Source organism: Photobacterium ganghwense, assembly GCF_017329545.1.
Taxonomy (GTDB): domain Bacteria; phylum Pseudomonadota; class Gammaproteobacteria; order Enterobacterales; family Vibrionaceae; genus Photobacterium; species Photobacterium ganghwense.
In genome coordinates this window covers 652,892-669,809 of sequence record NZ_CP071325.1, presented here as the reverse complement: position 1 = coordinate 669,809, position 16,918 = coordinate 652,892, and the positions used below count along the sequence as shown (strand labels likewise).

General features: G+C 50.6%; 15 protein-coding genes. 9 read left to right on the top strand and 6 right to left on the bottom strand.

The genetic code is table 11. The annotated features are described in order from the left end of the window. Nucleotides 1–6: 6 nt before the first annotated feature. The 4 genes from FH974_RS03285 to FH974_RS03270 are packed head-to-tail and all read right to left on the bottom strand — an operon-like array spanning nucleotide 7 to nucleotide 4,832. Complete coding sequence (locus FH974_RS03285; RefSeq protein ID WP_084712412.1) at nucleotides 7–873, bottom strand: ABC transporter ATP-binding protein; 867 nt, start codon at nucleotides 871–873, stop codon at nucleotides 7–9. Between the two features lie 11 nt (nucleotides 874–884). After that, nucleotides 885–2,720 carry an extracellular solute-binding protein gene (locus tag FH974_RS03280; protein WP_047883142.1) on the bottom strand — a complete coding sequence of 612 codons (1,836 nt, stop codon included), beginning with the start codon at nucleotides 2,718–2,720 and terminating at the stop codon, nucleotides 885–887. A gap of 38 nt (nucleotides 2,721–2,758) precedes the next feature. Continuing rightward, nucleotides 2,759–3,802, bottom strand: coding sequence for an ABC transporter permease subunit (locus FH974_RS03275; protein ID WP_047883143.1), 1,044 nt, complete (start codon nucleotides 3,800–3,802; stop codon nucleotides 2,759–2,761). 1 nt (nucleotide 3,803) lies between these two features. Further along, the gene (locus FH974_RS03270) at nucleotides 3,804–4,832 is read right to left on the bottom strand and encodes an ABC transporter permease subunit (RefSeq protein WP_047883144.1); all 1,029 of its coding nucleotides are present in this window, start codon (nucleotides 4,830–4,832) and stop codon (nucleotides 3,804–3,806) included. A gap of 817 nt (nucleotides 4,833–5,649) precedes the next feature. On the opposite strand from FH974_RS03270, the gene FH974_RS03265 reads away from it, so the two are divergent. From FH974_RS03265 to FH974_RS03235, 7 genes are all read left to right on the top strand, one after another. Then, complete coding sequence (locus FH974_RS03265) at nucleotides 5,650–8,223, top strand: TonB-dependent receptor plug domain-containing protein (RefSeq protein WP_047883145.1); 2,574 nt, start codon at nucleotides 5,650–5,652, stop codon at nucleotides 8,221–8,223. A 69-nt stretch (nucleotides 8,224–8,292) separates the two neighbouring features. Next, nucleotides 8,293–9,060 (top strand): DUF3450 domain-containing protein, encoded by a 768-nt coding sequence (locus FH974_RS03260; protein WP_047883146.1) that lies wholly within the window; start codon nucleotides 8,293–8,295, stop codon nucleotides 9,058–9,060. Further along, a complete protein-coding gene (locus tag FH974_RS03255) occupies nucleotides 9,060–10,421 on the top strand; it encodes a MotA/TolQ/ExbB proton channel family protein (protein ID WP_047883147.1) in 1,362 nt (453 codons plus the stop codon). Before FH974_RS03260 ends, FH974_RS03255 begins: the two co-directional genes overlap by 1 nt. 9 nt (nucleotides 10,422–10,430) lie before the next feature. Continuing rightward, the gene (locus tag FH974_RS03250; protein WP_047883148.1) at nucleotides 10,431–10,958 is read left to right on the top strand and encodes a MotA/TolQ/ExbB proton channel family protein; all 528 of its coding nucleotides are present in this window, start codon (nucleotides 10,431–10,433) and stop codon (nucleotides 10,956–10,958) included. Nucleotides 10,959–10,984: 26 nt separating this feature from the next. Further along, the gene (locus FH974_RS03245) at nucleotides 10,985–11,392 is read left to right on the top strand and encodes an ExbD/TolR family protein (RefSeq protein WP_047877572.1); all 408 of its coding nucleotides are present in this window, start codon (nucleotides 10,985–10,987) and stop codon (nucleotides 11,390–11,392) included. A 4-nt stretch (nucleotides 11,393–11,396) separates the two neighbouring features. After that, nucleotides 11,397–12,029, top strand: coding sequence for an energy transducer TonB (locus tag FH974_RS03240; protein ID WP_047883149.1), 633 nt, complete (start codon nucleotides 11,397–11,399; stop codon nucleotides 12,027–12,029). A gap of 10 nt (nucleotides 12,030–12,039) precedes the next feature. After that, the gene (locus FH974_RS03235; RefSeq protein WP_207103487.1) at nucleotides 12,040–13,260 is read left to right on the top strand and encodes a tetratricopeptide repeat protein; all 1,221 of its coding nucleotides are present in this window, start codon (nucleotides 12,040–12,042) and stop codon (nucleotides 13,258–13,260) included. A 239-nt stretch (nucleotides 13,261–13,499) separates the two neighbouring features. Here FH974_RS03235 and FH974_RS03230 read toward each other — a convergent pair whose 3' ends face one another. Both FH974_RS03230 and gmhB read right to left on the bottom strand, forming a co-directional pair. Then, nucleotides 13,500–13,847, bottom strand: a complete 348-nt coding sequence (locus FH974_RS03230; protein ID WP_047883151.1) for a hypothetical protein — start codon at nucleotides 13,845–13,847, stop codon at nucleotides 13,500–13,502. Between the two features lie 460 nt (nucleotides 13,848–14,307). Next, nucleotides 14,308–14,862, bottom strand: coding sequence for a D-glycero-beta-D-manno-heptose 1,7-bisphosphate 7-phosphatase (gene gmhB, locus FH974_RS03225; protein ID WP_047883152.1), 555 nt, complete (start codon nucleotides 14,860–14,862; stop codon nucleotides 14,308–14,310). Between the two features lie 339 nt (nucleotides 14,863–15,201). Here gmhB and metN point away from each other — a divergent pair, with 339 nt between their 5' ends. Next, a complete protein-coding gene (gene metN / locus FH974_RS03220) occupies nucleotides 15,202–16,236 on the top strand; it encodes a methionine ABC transporter ATP-binding protein MetN (RefSeq protein ID WP_047883153.1) in 1,035 nt (344 codons plus the stop codon). Then, complete coding sequence (locus FH974_RS03215; protein WP_047883154.1) at nucleotides 16,226–16,912, top strand: methionine ABC transporter permease; 687 nt, start codon at nucleotides 16,226–16,228, stop codon at nucleotides 16,910–16,912. The genes metN and FH974_RS03215 overlap by 11 nt, the downstream gene beginning before the upstream one ends. Nucleotides 16,913–16,918: the final 6 nt, after the last annotated feature.

Sequence of the window (16,918 nt, the reverse complement as noted above, 5' to 3'; positions counted from 1 at the left end):
CGATGATTACCCTTTGAACTCAGGGAATAAGGTGACATCAATCGGCTTAATTTCGATAGGCTGCTTAGGTTCATTGTCCAAGCTTGGCATCAGCCCCATCAAACGTTCGGTATAAGGGTGTTGCGGATTATCAAACAGATCAAACACATCTGCATGCTCCACCACTTTACCGCCATACATCACCGCAACATCGTCACAAATTTCCGCAACGACCCCCAAATCATGGGTGATAAAAATCATCGACATCCCGGTTTCTTCCTGGAGCTCATTCATCAATTCCAGAATGGATGCCTGAACAGTCACATCGAGCGCTGTGGTCGGTTCATCACAAATAAGTATGTCAGGTTTACAAGCCAGTGCCATCGCAATCATGACGCGCTGCCGCATACCGCCGGATAAATTGTGCGGGTACTCTTTCAGTCGCTTGTCCGGCATCGGGATTTTGACTTTCTTGAGCATCTCCAGCGAATAGGCCGTGCGAGCCTGTTTGTCTAAATCCGGGCGATGCAGCTCCAGTACTTCATTTAGCTGACGACCGACAGTATGCACCGGATTCAGGGCTGTCATCGGATCCTGAAAAATCATTGAGATCCGATCGCCACGCATCGCGTACATTTCTTCCGGCGGAAGCGTTACCAGATCCGTACCGCGGTACAGGATCTGTCCCTTCGTTACTCGGCCATAGGGCTTTGGCAACAGCCCCATGATCGACATGGAGGTCACACTCTTACCACAACCGGATTCCCCCACCAGCCCCAGCGTCCGCCCTTTTCGCACATCAAAACTGACACCATGAAGGATCTTCACTACACCGTCATCGGTAGCGAACTCCGTTTCCAGATCGCGAACACTCAGAATTACATCATCTTGCATATCAACCGACCTTACAGCTTGTAGGTATCATCAATCACGGTCACCGGATCAAACGTCTGGCCTTTATCCATTGCTGCCAGGGTTTCTTTTTTGACTTTCTCGTCAATCCAGAATGTCGCCAAATCCACAACCGAGAACATCACTTCAGTTTGCTTGGTCATCCCCGGCATCGGGTATTTCATCCAGCGCCAGTAGGCTTCACGGGTATAAGGCACCATGTATCCCGGTACAATCAGGAACTCATCCGAGACCTTCTTCAGAATATCGTGTGAAATGTCCTGCTTCTTCGCCACGTCAAATTCGGCCAGATACGCATTGATCAGCTTGTCCATTTCCGGTGACTGGTAGTTTGTATGGTTATTGGTTTGTGGCTTGGCGTTGTCAGAGTGGAGGTATTCCCAATATGCCGGAATTTCACCGCCTCCCATGGTCAGGAATGCCAGCTGATGTTTTTTCTCCAGCACGTACTTGAACGCAGAAGACCCATCAACCAGGTTCAGCGTAAACTCCAGACCAGCCTGCTTGGCCTGTTCTTTGAGGTACGCGATACGCGGGGTATTCGGCTGGTAACCGTAAGTAATACCAAAACTCAGGCGCTCACCTTTGCTGTTCATCCGGATGCCGTCAGGGCCAATCTGGGTAAAGCCAGCCTGTTCAAAGTATTTCGCTGCCAGCTCAGGATCAAACTTAGGCGCTTTCACGTCAGGCAAATCATAGCCACCGTGCCCGCTTCCCAAACCGTGTGGTTTACGGACATAATCGCCGCGCAACACATTGGAAATCATGCCATCAAAGTCAGTCGCATACGTGATCCCGGCTCGAACATTCCGGTCATTCAGCAACGGCTGCGCAGTGTTCATCCACAGGCCGCCCGCGCCTTGCACCACCTGGTTATAGCCCCAGAACTTATCGATATAACCATCTTTATAAGGCTGTGTATTGGTCTTGTCATGCCACAGGTTCGGCAAGATAACGCCAAATACGTCCAGGTTGCCCTTTTCGAAATGCTTCATCGCGATATCACTGTCGCGAATCACGGTAATACGCACTCTCTCCACATTGTAGCGGTGCTGGTAATAAGGATTGCCGTATCCCCACCAGTCCTGCCCGACATGCTTAAATGTCACGCTCTTGCCTTTCTCAACCTTGTCCATGAAGTATGGACCGGTAGTCGGCTCGCCTTTGAAATTGTAACGACGGACGAAGTTGTCATCGATTCCGTCTTTGTTGTCATCTTTCTGAGGTTTAAAGAAATGCTCAGGACGAGGTTGCAGGCCATTGCTTGGCAGGTTGATTTGCACCATCAGCTCATCATGCGATTTTTTCACGGCAGATTTTATCGCAATGGTGTACTCATCAAACTTCACCACATCTTCGATTTTCTCTGTGAAAAAGTCGTTGTACCACGGGTCGATAATGTCTTTCGAACGGTAGTATTTCAGCATGAACAGGTAATCATCCGCGGTTACCTTCTCACCGTCAGACCACTTGGCTTTTGGGTTCAGCTTGAAATAGACGGTCTGGTTGTCCTCATCAAACGCCCAGGACTCAGCCAGCTGAGGAATCCATTTACCGGTATTGGGATGGCGGGCGGCCAGTTTCGGTACCCCATCCATAAAATAATGGCGCAGGCCTGAGTTAGCATCCGGCCCCACGCTACGCAGAGTCTGCGGGAAGCTGGCCATGTAAGTACGCAACGTGCCGCCAAACTTCGCTTCTGGAGAAGCAAACAGCGGCTCGTTCATGTTCGAGATCCATTCCAGGTCGGCCGGCAAATCAGCGGCATAGGCTGAGTGTGTCAGCGCGGCCATGACCGCTAAGGCCGGAAAAGTGAACTTCATATTCATTGTTTTAATATCCTTATTCCAACAATTGCGGCAGACAATCAGACATACCGTGTGAATTTTTTCGGGTCAAACGCGGCCCGAATCGCTTCACCTATAAAGGTGACCATGACCAGTACCAGGACAATGGAGCTAACCACCGAGGTGACAATCCATGGCGAATCAAGATTAGCTTTGCCCTGCTGCAGCAACTCACCCCAGCTCGGCGTCGGCGGCATCAGCCCCAACCCTAGGTAATCCAGCGCCGTCAGGGCAGTAATATTCATCGCAATCGTGAACGGTGCCAGTGTCACAATCATAACCATAGTATTAGGCAAAATATGATTAAACAGGATCCGCGGGGTGGAAGCGCCCAGCGCTTTGGCCGCCATCACGTATTCACGGGCCGATTCCTTGTAGGTCATGGTTCGCATATACCAGGTGATCGAGAGCCAGCCGAACAGCACGTTAATCGCGACAAACAGCATGAAGGTTGGTTGAGTAATCGAGACCAGAATCATGATCACGTACAAGAAAGGCACCATTGACCACACTTCAATCAGGCGCTGAACGAACAGGTCGAACTTACCGCCGAAGAACCCCATCGCACAGCCCACCGCGGTTCCTATCGCATAAGAGATCACCATAGTCATCAGGGCAAAACCCATCGCGGTACGAAAGCCGTATACCAAACGCGCCAGGATATCGCGGCCAATCACATCGGTTCCCAGATAATGTTTATCAGCCGTGCTCGGCGGGTTAGGCGGATAATTACCAGAAAAATCCTGCTCGTACGGATTCCAAGGAACCAACGGCATAATAACGAAATTGTCGCCGCCTTCCTGGGCAAAGGTACTCTGCAACAGACGGTAGTCAGCTTCGCTGGAAGATGACTGACCGAATTCATGCCCCAGACGAACATCAGAAATGACCGGGAAACTGTATTGACCGTTATATTTCACCACCAGCGCTTTGCTGTTAATAAGCAACTCAGCAAACAGTGACAAAATTAACAGCGCAGACAAAATTAAAAATGACCAGTACCCACGTTTTATTTCTTTGAAGCGTTTTATTTTTTTCAGTGTTAAAGGATTTAGATTCAACATATCAGGCTCCAAACTTCACGCGCGGGTCCACGATGGCAACACAAATATCTGAAAGAATATTTCCGATAAGCAACATCACAGCATTAATTGCAACAATACCCATCACCACGGGATAATCGCGTTCAATAATGGATTCATAACCCAGCAGACCAATACCATCGATATTGAAAATAACTTCAATAAGGAAAGAGCCGGTCATGAAAAATAACAATGAATTACCAAAGTGGCTGGCAATAGGAATTAAACTGTTACGCAGAGCATGCTTACGAACGGCTTTACGGAAAGGTAACCCTTTAGCAATCGCGGTCCGGATATAATCCGATGACAAGTTCTCCATTAAATTATTTTTCATGGTCATGGTTAATGTGGCGAAGTCACCAATCAAATAACAGATCAACGGTAACACCGCATGCCACATCACATCTTTCGCCCGCTCGAAGAAGGTTTCATAATCGTCAAACTCGTCACCGACAAAACCGCCCATCGGGAACCATTCAAGGTGATAGCTGAATAACGTGATCAGCAAAACGCCGACCACATAACCGGGCAATGCATAACCAACGAAAATTAATATTGAAGAGCCCGAATCAAACACCGAACCGTGCTTGAGGGCTTTGTAATAACCAAGTGGGATAGAGATAAAATAGCTGATAAAAAACGTCATGCCGCCGTAAAACAATGAGACCGGCAACCGTTCAGCAATCATCTCTGAGACAGGTTCGTAGTAACGGGTGGATTCGCCGAAGTCGAGCACCATCAGTCGGCTTAACCACTCGGTATAGGCTTCGACCACAGGCTTGTCCAGGCCATAGAACGCGTTCAGCTCTGCCATCTGTTCTTCTGACAAGGCGGAGTTACCGCCAGCAGACGTCATCGCAGCACCGCCACCGTCTCCCTGAGCCTGCATATTGGCCAGCATCCGTTCAACCGGGCCGCCAGGCACAAACCGGGTGATGGCAAAGATGAGTACCGTAATACCCAGAAACGTTGGAACAACCAACGCCATACGACGTAAAAAATATGACAACATGTCTCAATCAACTCCATGTCCATTCGTCAGGATGGTAAAAGCAAAAGGCCATTACTGCTGTAATTGCCACTTCGTTGTCACCAAAAGCGAATATTCTTGTTCGTCCTGAACATTTTCACTTTATAGATGTCCTAGTTAAGACACCGATTATTTTTTGTAACATCATAATTACAGTTAAATCTGCCTACCATCAAGCACGGTTAACGATTTTGACCCAGGATTGTCACATTTTTCAAATATGGGATATCACACAAAAAAAAATGATAAAAATCCAATTTGCACGAAAATTCAACACAATATAGCAGCCTTCTGCTCCCCTTCCCCTACCATTATTATCACCCAAATATGAATATTCAGCCCCCTCCATCAAATTCCATTTTGGAATAAAAAGAGCTCACTTTCTTTTATTAAGTGGCCGGATGAGATAAATCTGATAATACCTAATTGGCATTTTACAGCATACTTTTTCACCACCTGCAAACTTAGAATATTTAACCGGTTATTTTTAGTTCTATTGGTTTATTCATCTTATTGACCACTCAATCACAACACATATGCGCACTCACGCATTTCAAATAAAAACTGACACTAACTCAGTCAATTGATTTGATCCAAATCAATTACAAAGAATAAAAAAACAAATTCACAGCAAAGCTAGTTTTTTATTCCGTTTTAAATTTTCTAACACATAAAAGTCACTGGTTTGACTTCATCTTTTTGCTTCATGTATACCTTCGGACTCGGACGTTAACAAAAAGTTAATGTTCGATTCGGTATTCAGCCGAATAACAGGAAGAAGAATAATGGAGCAGCAAGGATGAATAGAAAGACAACAGCGCTATCTGTTGCAATTAGTCTTGCGTTGGGAACCGGGTTCCTGACCTCGGCAGCACACGCTGAAGAACAACAAGTTGAACAACTTCAAAAGATGAAAGTAACGGGCTCTCGTATTTCGACTACGGACATGGAAGGTCCGTCGCCGGTTACCGTCATCACCAGCAAAGACATTGAGTCAAAAGGCTTTAACAGTGCACAGGACATTCTCGGCAGTCTGACTCAGAACACCGGTGGTACACTGTCCCAAACAGACTCATTTACCTTTACCCCTGCCGCACAGTCAGTCAACCTTCGTGGTCTGGGTGCATCACGTACCCTGATTCTGATCGACGGTCGACGTATGCCTCAGTACCCACTGGCACAAGACGGCACCTCAAACTTTCAGGATATCGGCCAGATTCCGGTTGCCGCCATTGAGCGTGTAGAAGTCATGACGGACTCCGGCTCTGCGATCTACGGTTCCGATGCTATCGGCGGTGTAGTTAACTTTATCCTGAAGAAAGATTTCGACGGCGTATCAGTGAAAGCCCGTTATGGTGATGCCACTGATGGCGATTTCCAAAACGGTCGTGTCGATATCGTTGCCGGTAAAGACTTCGAAGACAAGCGCGTGCTGTTTGTCGGCCAGTTCGCGGGTAACGAAATGCTGATGCAGCAAGACCGCAACTGGGCGGGCGATGATACTTCAAACCGCTCTCAATTTAGCGCCAGCTCTAGCTACGGAGCCAACTTCGTCGGTGAAAACGGCACACTTCTGCGCCCTGATGACTGTCAGGCAGTGGTTGGCAGCAACGGTTTGGATCGTGCTGACGGCAAATGTGGCTATAACCGCTCAGGCGACCGTGCCCTGAAACCGGAAAACAAGCAAGCTGACTTGTTGCTGCGTGGTGAAATGGACATCAACGATGGCCTGACCGCGATGGCTGAAGCCCGTTACGGTTACAAGTCAACAGACTCCACGTTCGAACCAAACCCACTATCAGTTGAAGTGGATGCCAACCACTTCCGTGGCGCCGGTGAGTACACACGACGCCTGGTCGAGTTCGGACCGCGTGAAAGTAACACTGAAGCACAGTCTTACGGCCTGACCACCGGTCTGTACGGGTCACTGAACAATGCCTACGACTGGGAAATCTACGCAAGCTACTCTGAGCAGAGAGTCAAAACAGATAACCCTGCCGTTCTCGCCACTCTGGAACAAGCCGTTCAGAACGGTGAAGTGGATCTGCTGAATACTATTCCTCAATCGGTGGTCGATAAATACTCCGGCGTATCCAAAAAAGACGCTTACTCAAAACTGATCTCGTTGAACGGCTCGTTCTCCGGTGATCTGTACGAGCTGCCTGCCGGGACTTCAGGTTTTGCCATCTACGGTGAGTGGAACCGCACCAAGTACGATGAATCTATTGATGCAATCACCGCAGCTGGCGGATTTGCCGGTCTTGGCGGTACCTCTGGCGGTGGTGACCGTGATCAGGTCGGCCTGGGTGTCGAGGTAATGGTGCCAATTTTCGAACAACTCGAAATGACAATCGCTGGCCGTTACGACCACTACTTTGATGATTCTGCAACCGGCGGTGCATTTACCCCGAAAGTCGCTCTGGCTTATCGCCCGACAGACGACCTGTTGCTGCGCGGTAGCTACGGTCTGGGCTTCCGAGCGCCGGATCTGAAGCGTCTGTTCGGTAACGCAACCCGTGGCTTTGGCTCCGGTTTTGACCCGCAACTGTGTGCCTCTGTGGGGGGGACGGGTCCGAATGCCAGCATTCCAGAGTGTGATACTCAGTACTTCGACATTTCTAACGGTCCAAACGCTGAGCTGAAAGAAGAAACCAGTACCAACATTAACCTGGGTCTGGTCTGGGAGCCGGTTGATGATCTGGGCATTACTGTTGACTGGTACCACATCGAAATGGAAGACGTGGTCACAGCACCAACCTACCAGGATGTTATCAATGCACCAGGTAAATACCCGGGCGCAGAAGTTACCCGTAATGCCGACGGCACCATTAACACTGTATCTTACGGCCCGGTAAACCAGGCAAAAGAGAAGCGTTCGGGTATCGACCTGTCTGTGGCATATGCCTACGACACCAACTCTCTGGGCTCGTTCTCGACTCGTGTGTCGCTGACCAAGATTCTGGTTGCTGAGTACCAGGAAAACAAAGGTGAAGCAGTTATTGATGAAACGGATTTCATGCCTGAGTACACCGCCACTCTGAACCTTGGTTGGACCTATGACGACTACTCTCTGAACCTGTTCGGTAAGTACCGTGATCGCATGTGTTCTGAGTATGCGAACCGTTACTACTTCGATACGTGTCAGGAAGCCAAAGATGCAGGCTACAAGGCGGAAATCGCCAGCATGACGACCTGGAACCTGACAGCATCTTACCAGTTCAACGAGAACGGCCGTGTCACGCTGGGTGCTATCAACATGTTTGATAAGACTCCGCCAGCAGATCCGCTAAGTGATACTTCGCCTTTCTACGCGAACAAGTATGACGATCCTATCGGTCGCCAGCTATACATCGAAGGTTCTTACGACTTCTAATAACAATTCAGGCGCGGGTTCAGCCCGCGCCTTTTCCCGACTGACTAACACAAATACAAGGATGCAACTATGACGTTAAAGGACTTTGGCGTAAGTGCACTCACTGCCGCCATGCTCACTATCAGTGCAGCCTCTGTGGCTGCTGACTCGGGCACTGTCATTGCGACCCAAGCCAAAACTGACCAATCAGCGGAAGCCTCTCAGGTCCAAGTCGACAAATATGCTGACAGTACTGAGTCGATGCTTGCTGAATACAAAGGATTACTGCGTCAAATTGACAGCTTGAAGGTCTACAACGAGCAAATCGGCCGCATGGTCAATTCTCAAAAAGATGAGCTGGATTCCCTGAACCGCCAGATCGCCCAGATCGATCAGACCGCGATGGAAATCGTGCCGCTGATGCTGAAGATGGTCGACTCGCTGGATGAGTTCGTTGCCCTGGACGTTCCGTTCCAGCATGACGAACGTACCAAGCGTATTACGGAGCTGCGACAGCTTATGGATCGCGCCGATGTCACCACGTCAGAAAAATTCCGGAAAGTGATGGAAGCCTACCAGATTGAAGAAGGCTTCTCTCGCTCCATTGAATCTTACAAAGCCAGCCTGGATCGTAATGGTGAAACCGTTACTTACGACTTCCTGCGCATTGGCCGCACCGCGCTGCTTTACCAGTCTCCGGACGGTGGTGACACAGGTATGTGGAACCAGCAAACCCGCCAGTGGGAAACCCTGCCGCAAAGCTACCGTATCGCCGTCCAGCAAGGTCTGCGTATTGCGAAGAAACAGGCACCACCAGCGTTGATTAAGCTACCAGTATTTGCCGGGGAGGAAGGATAATGAACGGATTCAAAACACTGGCAGCAGCCCTGCTGGCCGGCCTGGTGATGGCATCACCGGCTCAGGCTGAATCACCGGCTTCGCTGTCTGAATTACTGAAATCAGTAAAATCTGAAAGTATTGTCGAATCAAAAGAAAACAAACAGCGTGAAGCAGAGTTTCGCGCAAACCGCGATCAACAAGCCGCACTGCTGCAAAAAGCCCGTGCCGAGCTGCAGTCAGTCACTGAACAAGGTGATCAGCTTAAAGCCACTTTTGACGAAAATGATAAAGAGCTGACCGATCTGTCAGAAACACTGCGTCAGCGCTCCGGTACGCTGGGTGAAATGTTCGGTGTCGTTCGTCAGTATGCCGGCGAATTTAAAGGGCTATTTTCCGCCTCTCAGAATGCAGTGCAATTTCCTGAGCGAGATGCAACCCTGACCAAGCTGGCCGAGAGTAAAGAACTGCCTTCGACGGAAGAGCTGGAAGCCTTCTGGCACACCATCCTGCAGCAGATCGTTGTCTCCGGTAACACCACTTCAACGCCTGCTACCGTGGTTTATGGTGAAGGTAAAGAAGACGTGCGCAACGTCACTCTGATCGGTGAGTTCAATGCTATCGCTGACGGCAAGTACGTCACCTATGTTCCGCAGACCGGTAAGTTTGAAGAGCTGTCCCGTCAGCCATCAAACACCATCATGGCAAATGTTCCAGGCTTCGAAGCCGCGTCTGGTACTTACGAACCACTGTTTATCGACCCGTCTCGCGGCGTCATCCTGTCTCTGCTGGTACAGAGCCCGACCGTTCAAGAGCGTATCGACCAGGGTGGTATCGTGGGTTACGTCATTCTGGCCATGGGTGCCGTGGGTGCACTGATTGCCCTGTTCTGCTACCTGCGCCTGACACTGATTGGCGGCAAGATGCGTAAGCAAGCTAAGTCCGACACGGTGATCAAAGGCAACCCGCTGGGCGAAATCATGGAAGCGTACCTGAGTCATAAAGGCAATAACCTGGAAGATCTGGAAGCCAAACTGGATGAAGTGATTCTGCGTAACGCACCAAGTATTGAGCGTTTCGTCGGCTCCATCAAGCTGTTCGCATCAGTGGCACCGCTGCTGGGTCTGCTGGGTACCGTAATGGGTATGATCGGCACCTTCCAGGCGATTACCCTGTTTGGTACCGGCGATCCAAAACTGATGGCCGGCGGTATCTCCGAGGCACTGGTCACCACCATGCTGGGTCTGGTTGTCGCTATCCCGCTGCTGTTCTTCTACACCCTTGTTCACAGTAAGAGCCGCCGTCTGGTGCAGACGCTGGAAGAGCAAAGTGCAGGCTTTATCGCTCGCTACCAGGAAAAACTGCACGCTGCCGACAGCTAAGGAGGCACTATGTGGTGGTTACTTGAAGAATTAGAGTCAATCAGACGCTTCCTCGGAATGGGGGGAGACGTTCTGATGGCCATCTTCGTCCTCAGCTTTATGTTATGGACTGTGCTGCTGGAACGCTGGTTCTACTATGCGGCAGTCCTGCCCCGGGCGATGAAAAAAGCCGTTGCTGAATGGTCGGCACGCCCGGATCACCAAAGCTGGAACGCCAAAATGATCCGCCAGGAAATCATCTCCCGGCAGGATATCGAAAACAAACGCGGCCTGCCGATCATCAAAGTGCTGATCGCCCTGTGTCCGCTACTGGGTCTGCTCGGCACAGTTGTCGGGATGATCCAGGTCTTCGATATTTTGGCTGTGATCGGAACAGGAAGCCCCCGAGCCATGGCATCGGGGATCTCAAAGGCAACAATCCCAACGCTGGCCGGGATGGTGGCATCCCTATCGGGGCTGTTTTTCAGCTCGCGACTGGACCATCTGGCCAAAGTCTCCACGCAGAAGCTGGAAGACAAGTTGAAACATATTGCCTGAGTAAACGGAATTTAGAGGTATAGGTCATGAAAAGACGCTACAGCAGCGACAGCAGCGACGAAGCAGCTATCGATATGACCCCGATGCTAGACATCGTATTTATCATGCTGATCTTCTTCATTGTTACGACGTCGTTTGTCAAAGAAGCGGGTATCGACGTTAACCGTCCGAGCGCCAACACGGCTCAGACGGTCAAGAAAGGCAACATCATGGTTGCCGTTGGCGCCGCCGGTGATGTGTGGGTCGACAAACGTCGTGTTGAAGTGGATGCCGTTCGTGCAAATATCGAACGTCTGCGTGCGGAGAGCCCGGATGGTGCCGTGGTGATTCAGGCGGATGAAGAAGCGAAGTCCGGTGTTGTCGTGAAGGTCATGGACCAGATCCGTATGGCTGGTGTTCAGAGCATCTCCATCGCCGCAACCAATAAGGATTAAGCCTATGCGGTATCTGGCCTCAATAGCACTGGCGCTCGTTGTCTCCCTGGCTTTGTTCTGGGGGATGGACAAGCTGGTAAACAAAGAGCGCCACGAACTGGCGTCGAATGATGACCTCCGCATGGTGGACTTCATTCGCGTCAAACCGGAAGAAAAAGTACAGGAGAAAAAACGCGAGCTGCCTAAGCCGCCGCCACCGAAACGGCCGCCACCGCCACCTGAAATGAAAGTGGCATCGACAGTCAAACCGGTGATGGAGCAGATCCCGATGGACATGCCCAAACTGGATCTGCCTGTCAACGTGACCGGCGGTTCCGTGCTTGGCCATTACGGTCAGGGCGGCGGGGCTCAGATGGCAGGTAGCGGAGGCCCGGTTCCTTTGGCCACGTTCCAGCCACAAATGCCTCGTAAAGCGGCTAAGGCTGGGCTTGAGCGCGGGGTGGTACTGCTGGAGTTTACGGTTAACGCTCGGGGTGGAGTGGAAGACGTCAAGGTGCTGAAAGAAGACCCTCGTCGTCTCGGTCTGGGGAAAGCGGCAGTTCATACGGTTTCCAAATGGACCTTCAAACCTAAGCAAGTTGACGGAAAACCTGTCAGTGCCCGCTTAGCTCAGGAAATCGAGTTCTCTGTTAACTAAGGAGTCAACAATGCCAAAATATTATCAACACCTGCTGGCTTCGCTGATTCTGGTAACCGGTGCCCTTGCGGCACCGGCTATGGCCGCAGAGAGCCCGGAGCTCAGTGATCGCACTTTCCGAACGGTCAATAAAGTACAGGAACTGATTGCTACGGAACGTTACAGTGAGGCTATCGAAAAACTGAACGGCGCACTGGAAGGCACGAATTCGCGTAAATACGATCGTGCTGTGCTGCTTCAGCAGATGGGCTTTCTGTACTCGCTGAAGGATAACTATCCCAAAGCCGCCAAGTACTTCTCCGACGCCCTGAAGATGGATGCGCTGCCGGTACCGGTCGCACAACAAGTTCGTTACAGCCTCGCACAGCTGTATCTGGCCGAGGAAAAGTACAAGCAGTCAGTCCAGACCATGAAAGAGTGGTTTGATGTTGCCAAGACAACCGGTGAAAAACCACAGGCACATGCTTACATCACCCTGGCCAGTGCTTATGTTCAGCTGGAAGATTATCGCAATGCGATTCCGCCGACGAAGCAAGCCATCGCGATGAGCAAAACGCCCAGTGAGTCCTGGTATCTGCTACTGATGGCCTCTCATTATGAATTGGGCCAGCTGAAAAGTGTGGCGGAAGTCCTGAGAACCCTGACGACGAAGTATCCAGCCAAGAAACAGTACTGGATGCAGCTGTCCGGGGTGTACATGGAACTGAACCAAGAGCGTAACTCTTTGGCAACACTGGAAATGGCGTACAAAATGGGCCTGCTGGAAGATGAAAAAGAGCTGATGCGTCTGGTCAACTTCCTGGCCTACCGTGGTATTCCATACCGGGCTGCCAAACTGCTTGAAACGGAAATGGCCAAAGGCAGAATCGCCAACACGCAGGATAATCTGGAACGACTGGGCAGCTTCTGGCATCAGGCCAAAGAGTTGGACGAAGCCATTGTGGCTTATCGTAAAGCCTATGACTTTAAGCCAACGGCGAAAAACCAGCTGATGATTGTACGTCTGATGCTTCAGGCTAAACAGTTTAAGCAAGCAACGCAGTTTACCCAGAATGCGGCAGGCAATGCCTCTGGCAATGATCGTGCTGAGCTGGCCTACCTGCAAGGCATGGCATATTTCGAGCTGAACCAGCCGGGTAATGCCCTGCAAGCCATGAAAACTGCAGCGCAGTCTCAGGAAATGAAAGCCATGGCCAGTCCGTGGATTGCCTTCCTGCAAGAGCAAAGCTGATATTCATACTTTTACTTTTTGCCCGTCTCGCTCGGGGCGGGCTTACCCACTCTAACCTGTGATCTATGTGTGAGTCAGTCACACGGTTTTGGGAAGCATCCGCTTCCCTTTTTTTCTCTCCGCGCGGTTGATGTCACGACCGGACAGCCCCACCAAGCCGTTTCATCTTTAACACCATGCGCTCATGCGATTTCACAAGGCCTACCGCCTTCACACTGCTACCGACAGCAGAGGCCAAGTTAGGGTGTCTGCTCCGGCATTAGTTTACGGGTACTGACCAAAATCGCTTTGGTTTCGCTGTGTGCGTCCGGCTGACTCAGCTGCTGTTGCAAGTGAAGTTGCTCAACATCGGCAATCATCATACTGTTGCTGTCCAAGGCTGAAGCTTTCAGTTGGGCAGATTGTTCATGGGTTAGCGAATTCAGAACACTGCGCTTCTGGGCCTGCATGGTCTCATCCAGTTCAGCATGCCACTGTGCTTTATCCAACGTCAGAACACCGGGCCCTGCCTCTTGTTCGGTTGCATGCGCTTGCCATGCCAGTACCAAAGACAAAGTGACCAATAAGTGCTTCGCGATCGTATTCATAGTGTTCTCCTGTTTATGCTGTGCTTATGCTTTGTGGTGTCAGCCAGAATGGCTTGGTGGTGCAAAACAGGTATTGCAGCTCGCGTGCCAAAATTTATTTCAATATTTTTCAATAGCTTAATAAAAACCCTTTAAACGCAGCATTATTTTGTTATTTCAAGATGGCAAATTTGTACGCATTTTAGCCAAATTCACTAACTCACTAATTCACTGACTCTTGGCACCCGATACACCTATCCCTGATTCCTAAATAAAGAAAACATCTGCCGCTAACCCGGCATGATTTCAGTGCCGAATGTATCGCTGCAACCAATACGCTCTCCCACTACCCTGAATCCGGCGCGCCATTTCGTCACAGCCAGTCGCTGGTGCGAATGCCTTTTTTCCCGCCTTAGAAAACAAAAAAGGCCGCCTGAGCGACCTTTTACAGCGGGCTAAGCCCAACCAGAGAATACTTTCGTTAGCGTGCTGCCAGCCAGCCAGGTACATCGGCAATACTGTCCAGAACGGCATCGGCCAACTGAGTGCCTTCTTCCGTGACCGGTTTACCGGTGCGTACCAGCACTCGGGTTCCTACGTCAGCCGCCTGTGCTGCCAGCATGTCGTCGGTCTTATCACCAATCATGACAGAGTTGGCCATATCGATTTTCAGAAAATCGCGCGCAGAAATGAACATACCCGGTTTTGGCTTGCGGCAGTTACAGTCCTGCAGGTAGTCACCCTGACCTTCGGTCGGGTGATGCGGGCAATAGTAAATACCGTCAAACTCTACCCCGTTGTCCACAAAGTTCCAGTCCATCCATTCAGTCAGGGTCAGGAACTCATCTTCGGTATACATGCCGCGAGCAATGCCCGCCTGGTTCGTCACCAGCACAAGTAGATAGCCCATCGCTTTCAGCTTCTTACAGGCCTCAAATACGCCTTCGACATATTCGAAATCATCTACGGTATGAACATAACCGCGATCGATATTAATCACGCCATCACGGTCGATAAAAACTGCTGGTTTGGCCAAGCGTCAGCCCTCTGTTATTCGAAGTTTGTGTCAATGTCTCGAATTATGGCACGGCTGGCACCGGGATTCATCTGCTTTATCCCCATTTTAGCCATCCTTCTTACGCCGGAATTGCTGCCAAAATTGGGAAATCCAGAAATAAAGCCGTTTAGCCGTCCAGACGTAAAAATATCTATTGACTTCATTTATGTTAACCCATAGCATCAAGTCAAACGATACGATTAGTCATTTTATGACACACCTCGTTAACATGATGCAAAGACAGCAAATAACATAACAAAATATTGGTCGTCGTCAGCATCGGTTTACCGACTGACGCAATATGATTCAGGAAGAAGAATGATAGAAATAAGCAGAGTTAACAAAGTGTTCTATCAAGGGGAAAGGGAGATCCACGCCCTGCGTGATATCAACCTGAAGATTGAACAAGGCACTATTTTTGGGGTCATCGGCGCATCCGGTGCCGGCAAAAGTACCCTGATCCGTTGCGTCAACTTGTTGGAAAAGCCAACCAGCGGACACGTGGTTGTCGACGGCGTTGATCTTACCCAACTTTCGAATCAGGAACTGACTCAGGCACGCCGCAAAATCGGCATGATCTTCCAACATTTTAACCTGCTGGCCTCGCGCACCGTTTTTGCCAATATAGCCCTTCCTCTGGAGCTGGCTGGCACCCCAAAAGCCGAGATCAAAGCCAAAGTGGAAGGATTGCTGGCACTGGTTGGCCTTACAGACAAACGAGATGTGTATCCGGCCAACCTGAGTGGTGGTCAGAAACAGCGTGTGGCGATTGCCCGGGCTCTGGCCTCCGATCCGAAAGTGCTGCTGTGTGATGAAGCCACCAGCGCCCTGGACCCGGCCACGACACAATCTATTCTGGCTCTGCTAAAAGAAATTAACCGTAAGCTGGACCTGACGATCCTGCTGATTACACACGAAATGGACGTGGTGAAAAATATCTGTTCTGAAGTGGCTATCATCGGCGGCGGTGAGCTGGTTGAGAAAGGTCCGGTGGGTGACATCTTTGCCCATCCGAAAACCGACCTGGCGCGTGAGTTCATCCGTTCCACGCTGGATCTGTCCATTCCGGAAGAATATCGCACTCGCCTGGTAGAACATCGGGTTGAAAACAGTTACCCGCTGGTACGTCTGGAATTTACTGGCGAGTCTGTTGATGCCCCGCTGATTTCCCAGATTGCCCGTGAGTTCAACATCGATATCAGCATCATGAGCTCAGACATGGATTACGCCGGAGGCGTCAAATTTGGATTGATGCTGGCCGAGATCTTCGGCACCGAGCAGGCAGCGGAACAAGCCATTGCCTTCCTTCGTGATCACAAAGTGAATGTAGAGGTACTGGGTTATGTTGCTTGAATCGATTGCACAATGGTGGACGACTAACGAGCGTCTGATTGATCTGCTTATTCAGGCGCTGGGCCAAACTCTGGTTATGGTCTTTGCCTCTGGTCTGATTGGCTTTCTGGTCGGGATTCCGGTCGGTGTCGCGCTCCACCTGACCAAAGAAGGCGGCCTGCTGGCCAACCCAACCCTCAATAAAGTACTGGGCACCATTACCAATATTGGTCGTTCTATCCCCTTTATTATCCTGTTGGTAGCGATCATACCATTTACCCGTTTTCTGGTCGGCAGCTCCATCGGTACCGCCGCCGCGATTGTTCCGCTTACCGTGGGCGCGATTCCGTTTATCGCCCGTCTGGTTGAAGGAGCGCTGTTGGAAGTCCCATCGGGCCTGATTGAAGCCGCCCAAGCAATGGGGGCAACACCGCGCCAGATCATCAGCAAAGTGCTGCTGCCGGAAGCTTTGCCTGGCATCATCAATGCTGTGACCATCACCCTGGTGACACTGGTCAGCTACTCTGCCATGGCAGGTACCGTGGGTGGTGGCGGCCTGGGCGATGTCGGTATTCGCTACGGTTACCAGCGCTTTGACGGCACGGTCATGCTGATTACGGTTGTACTACTGGTCATCTTAGTGCAGCTCATTCAATCATTGGGCGATCACCTGGTGAAACGCGTGGACCACCGTTAATCATCA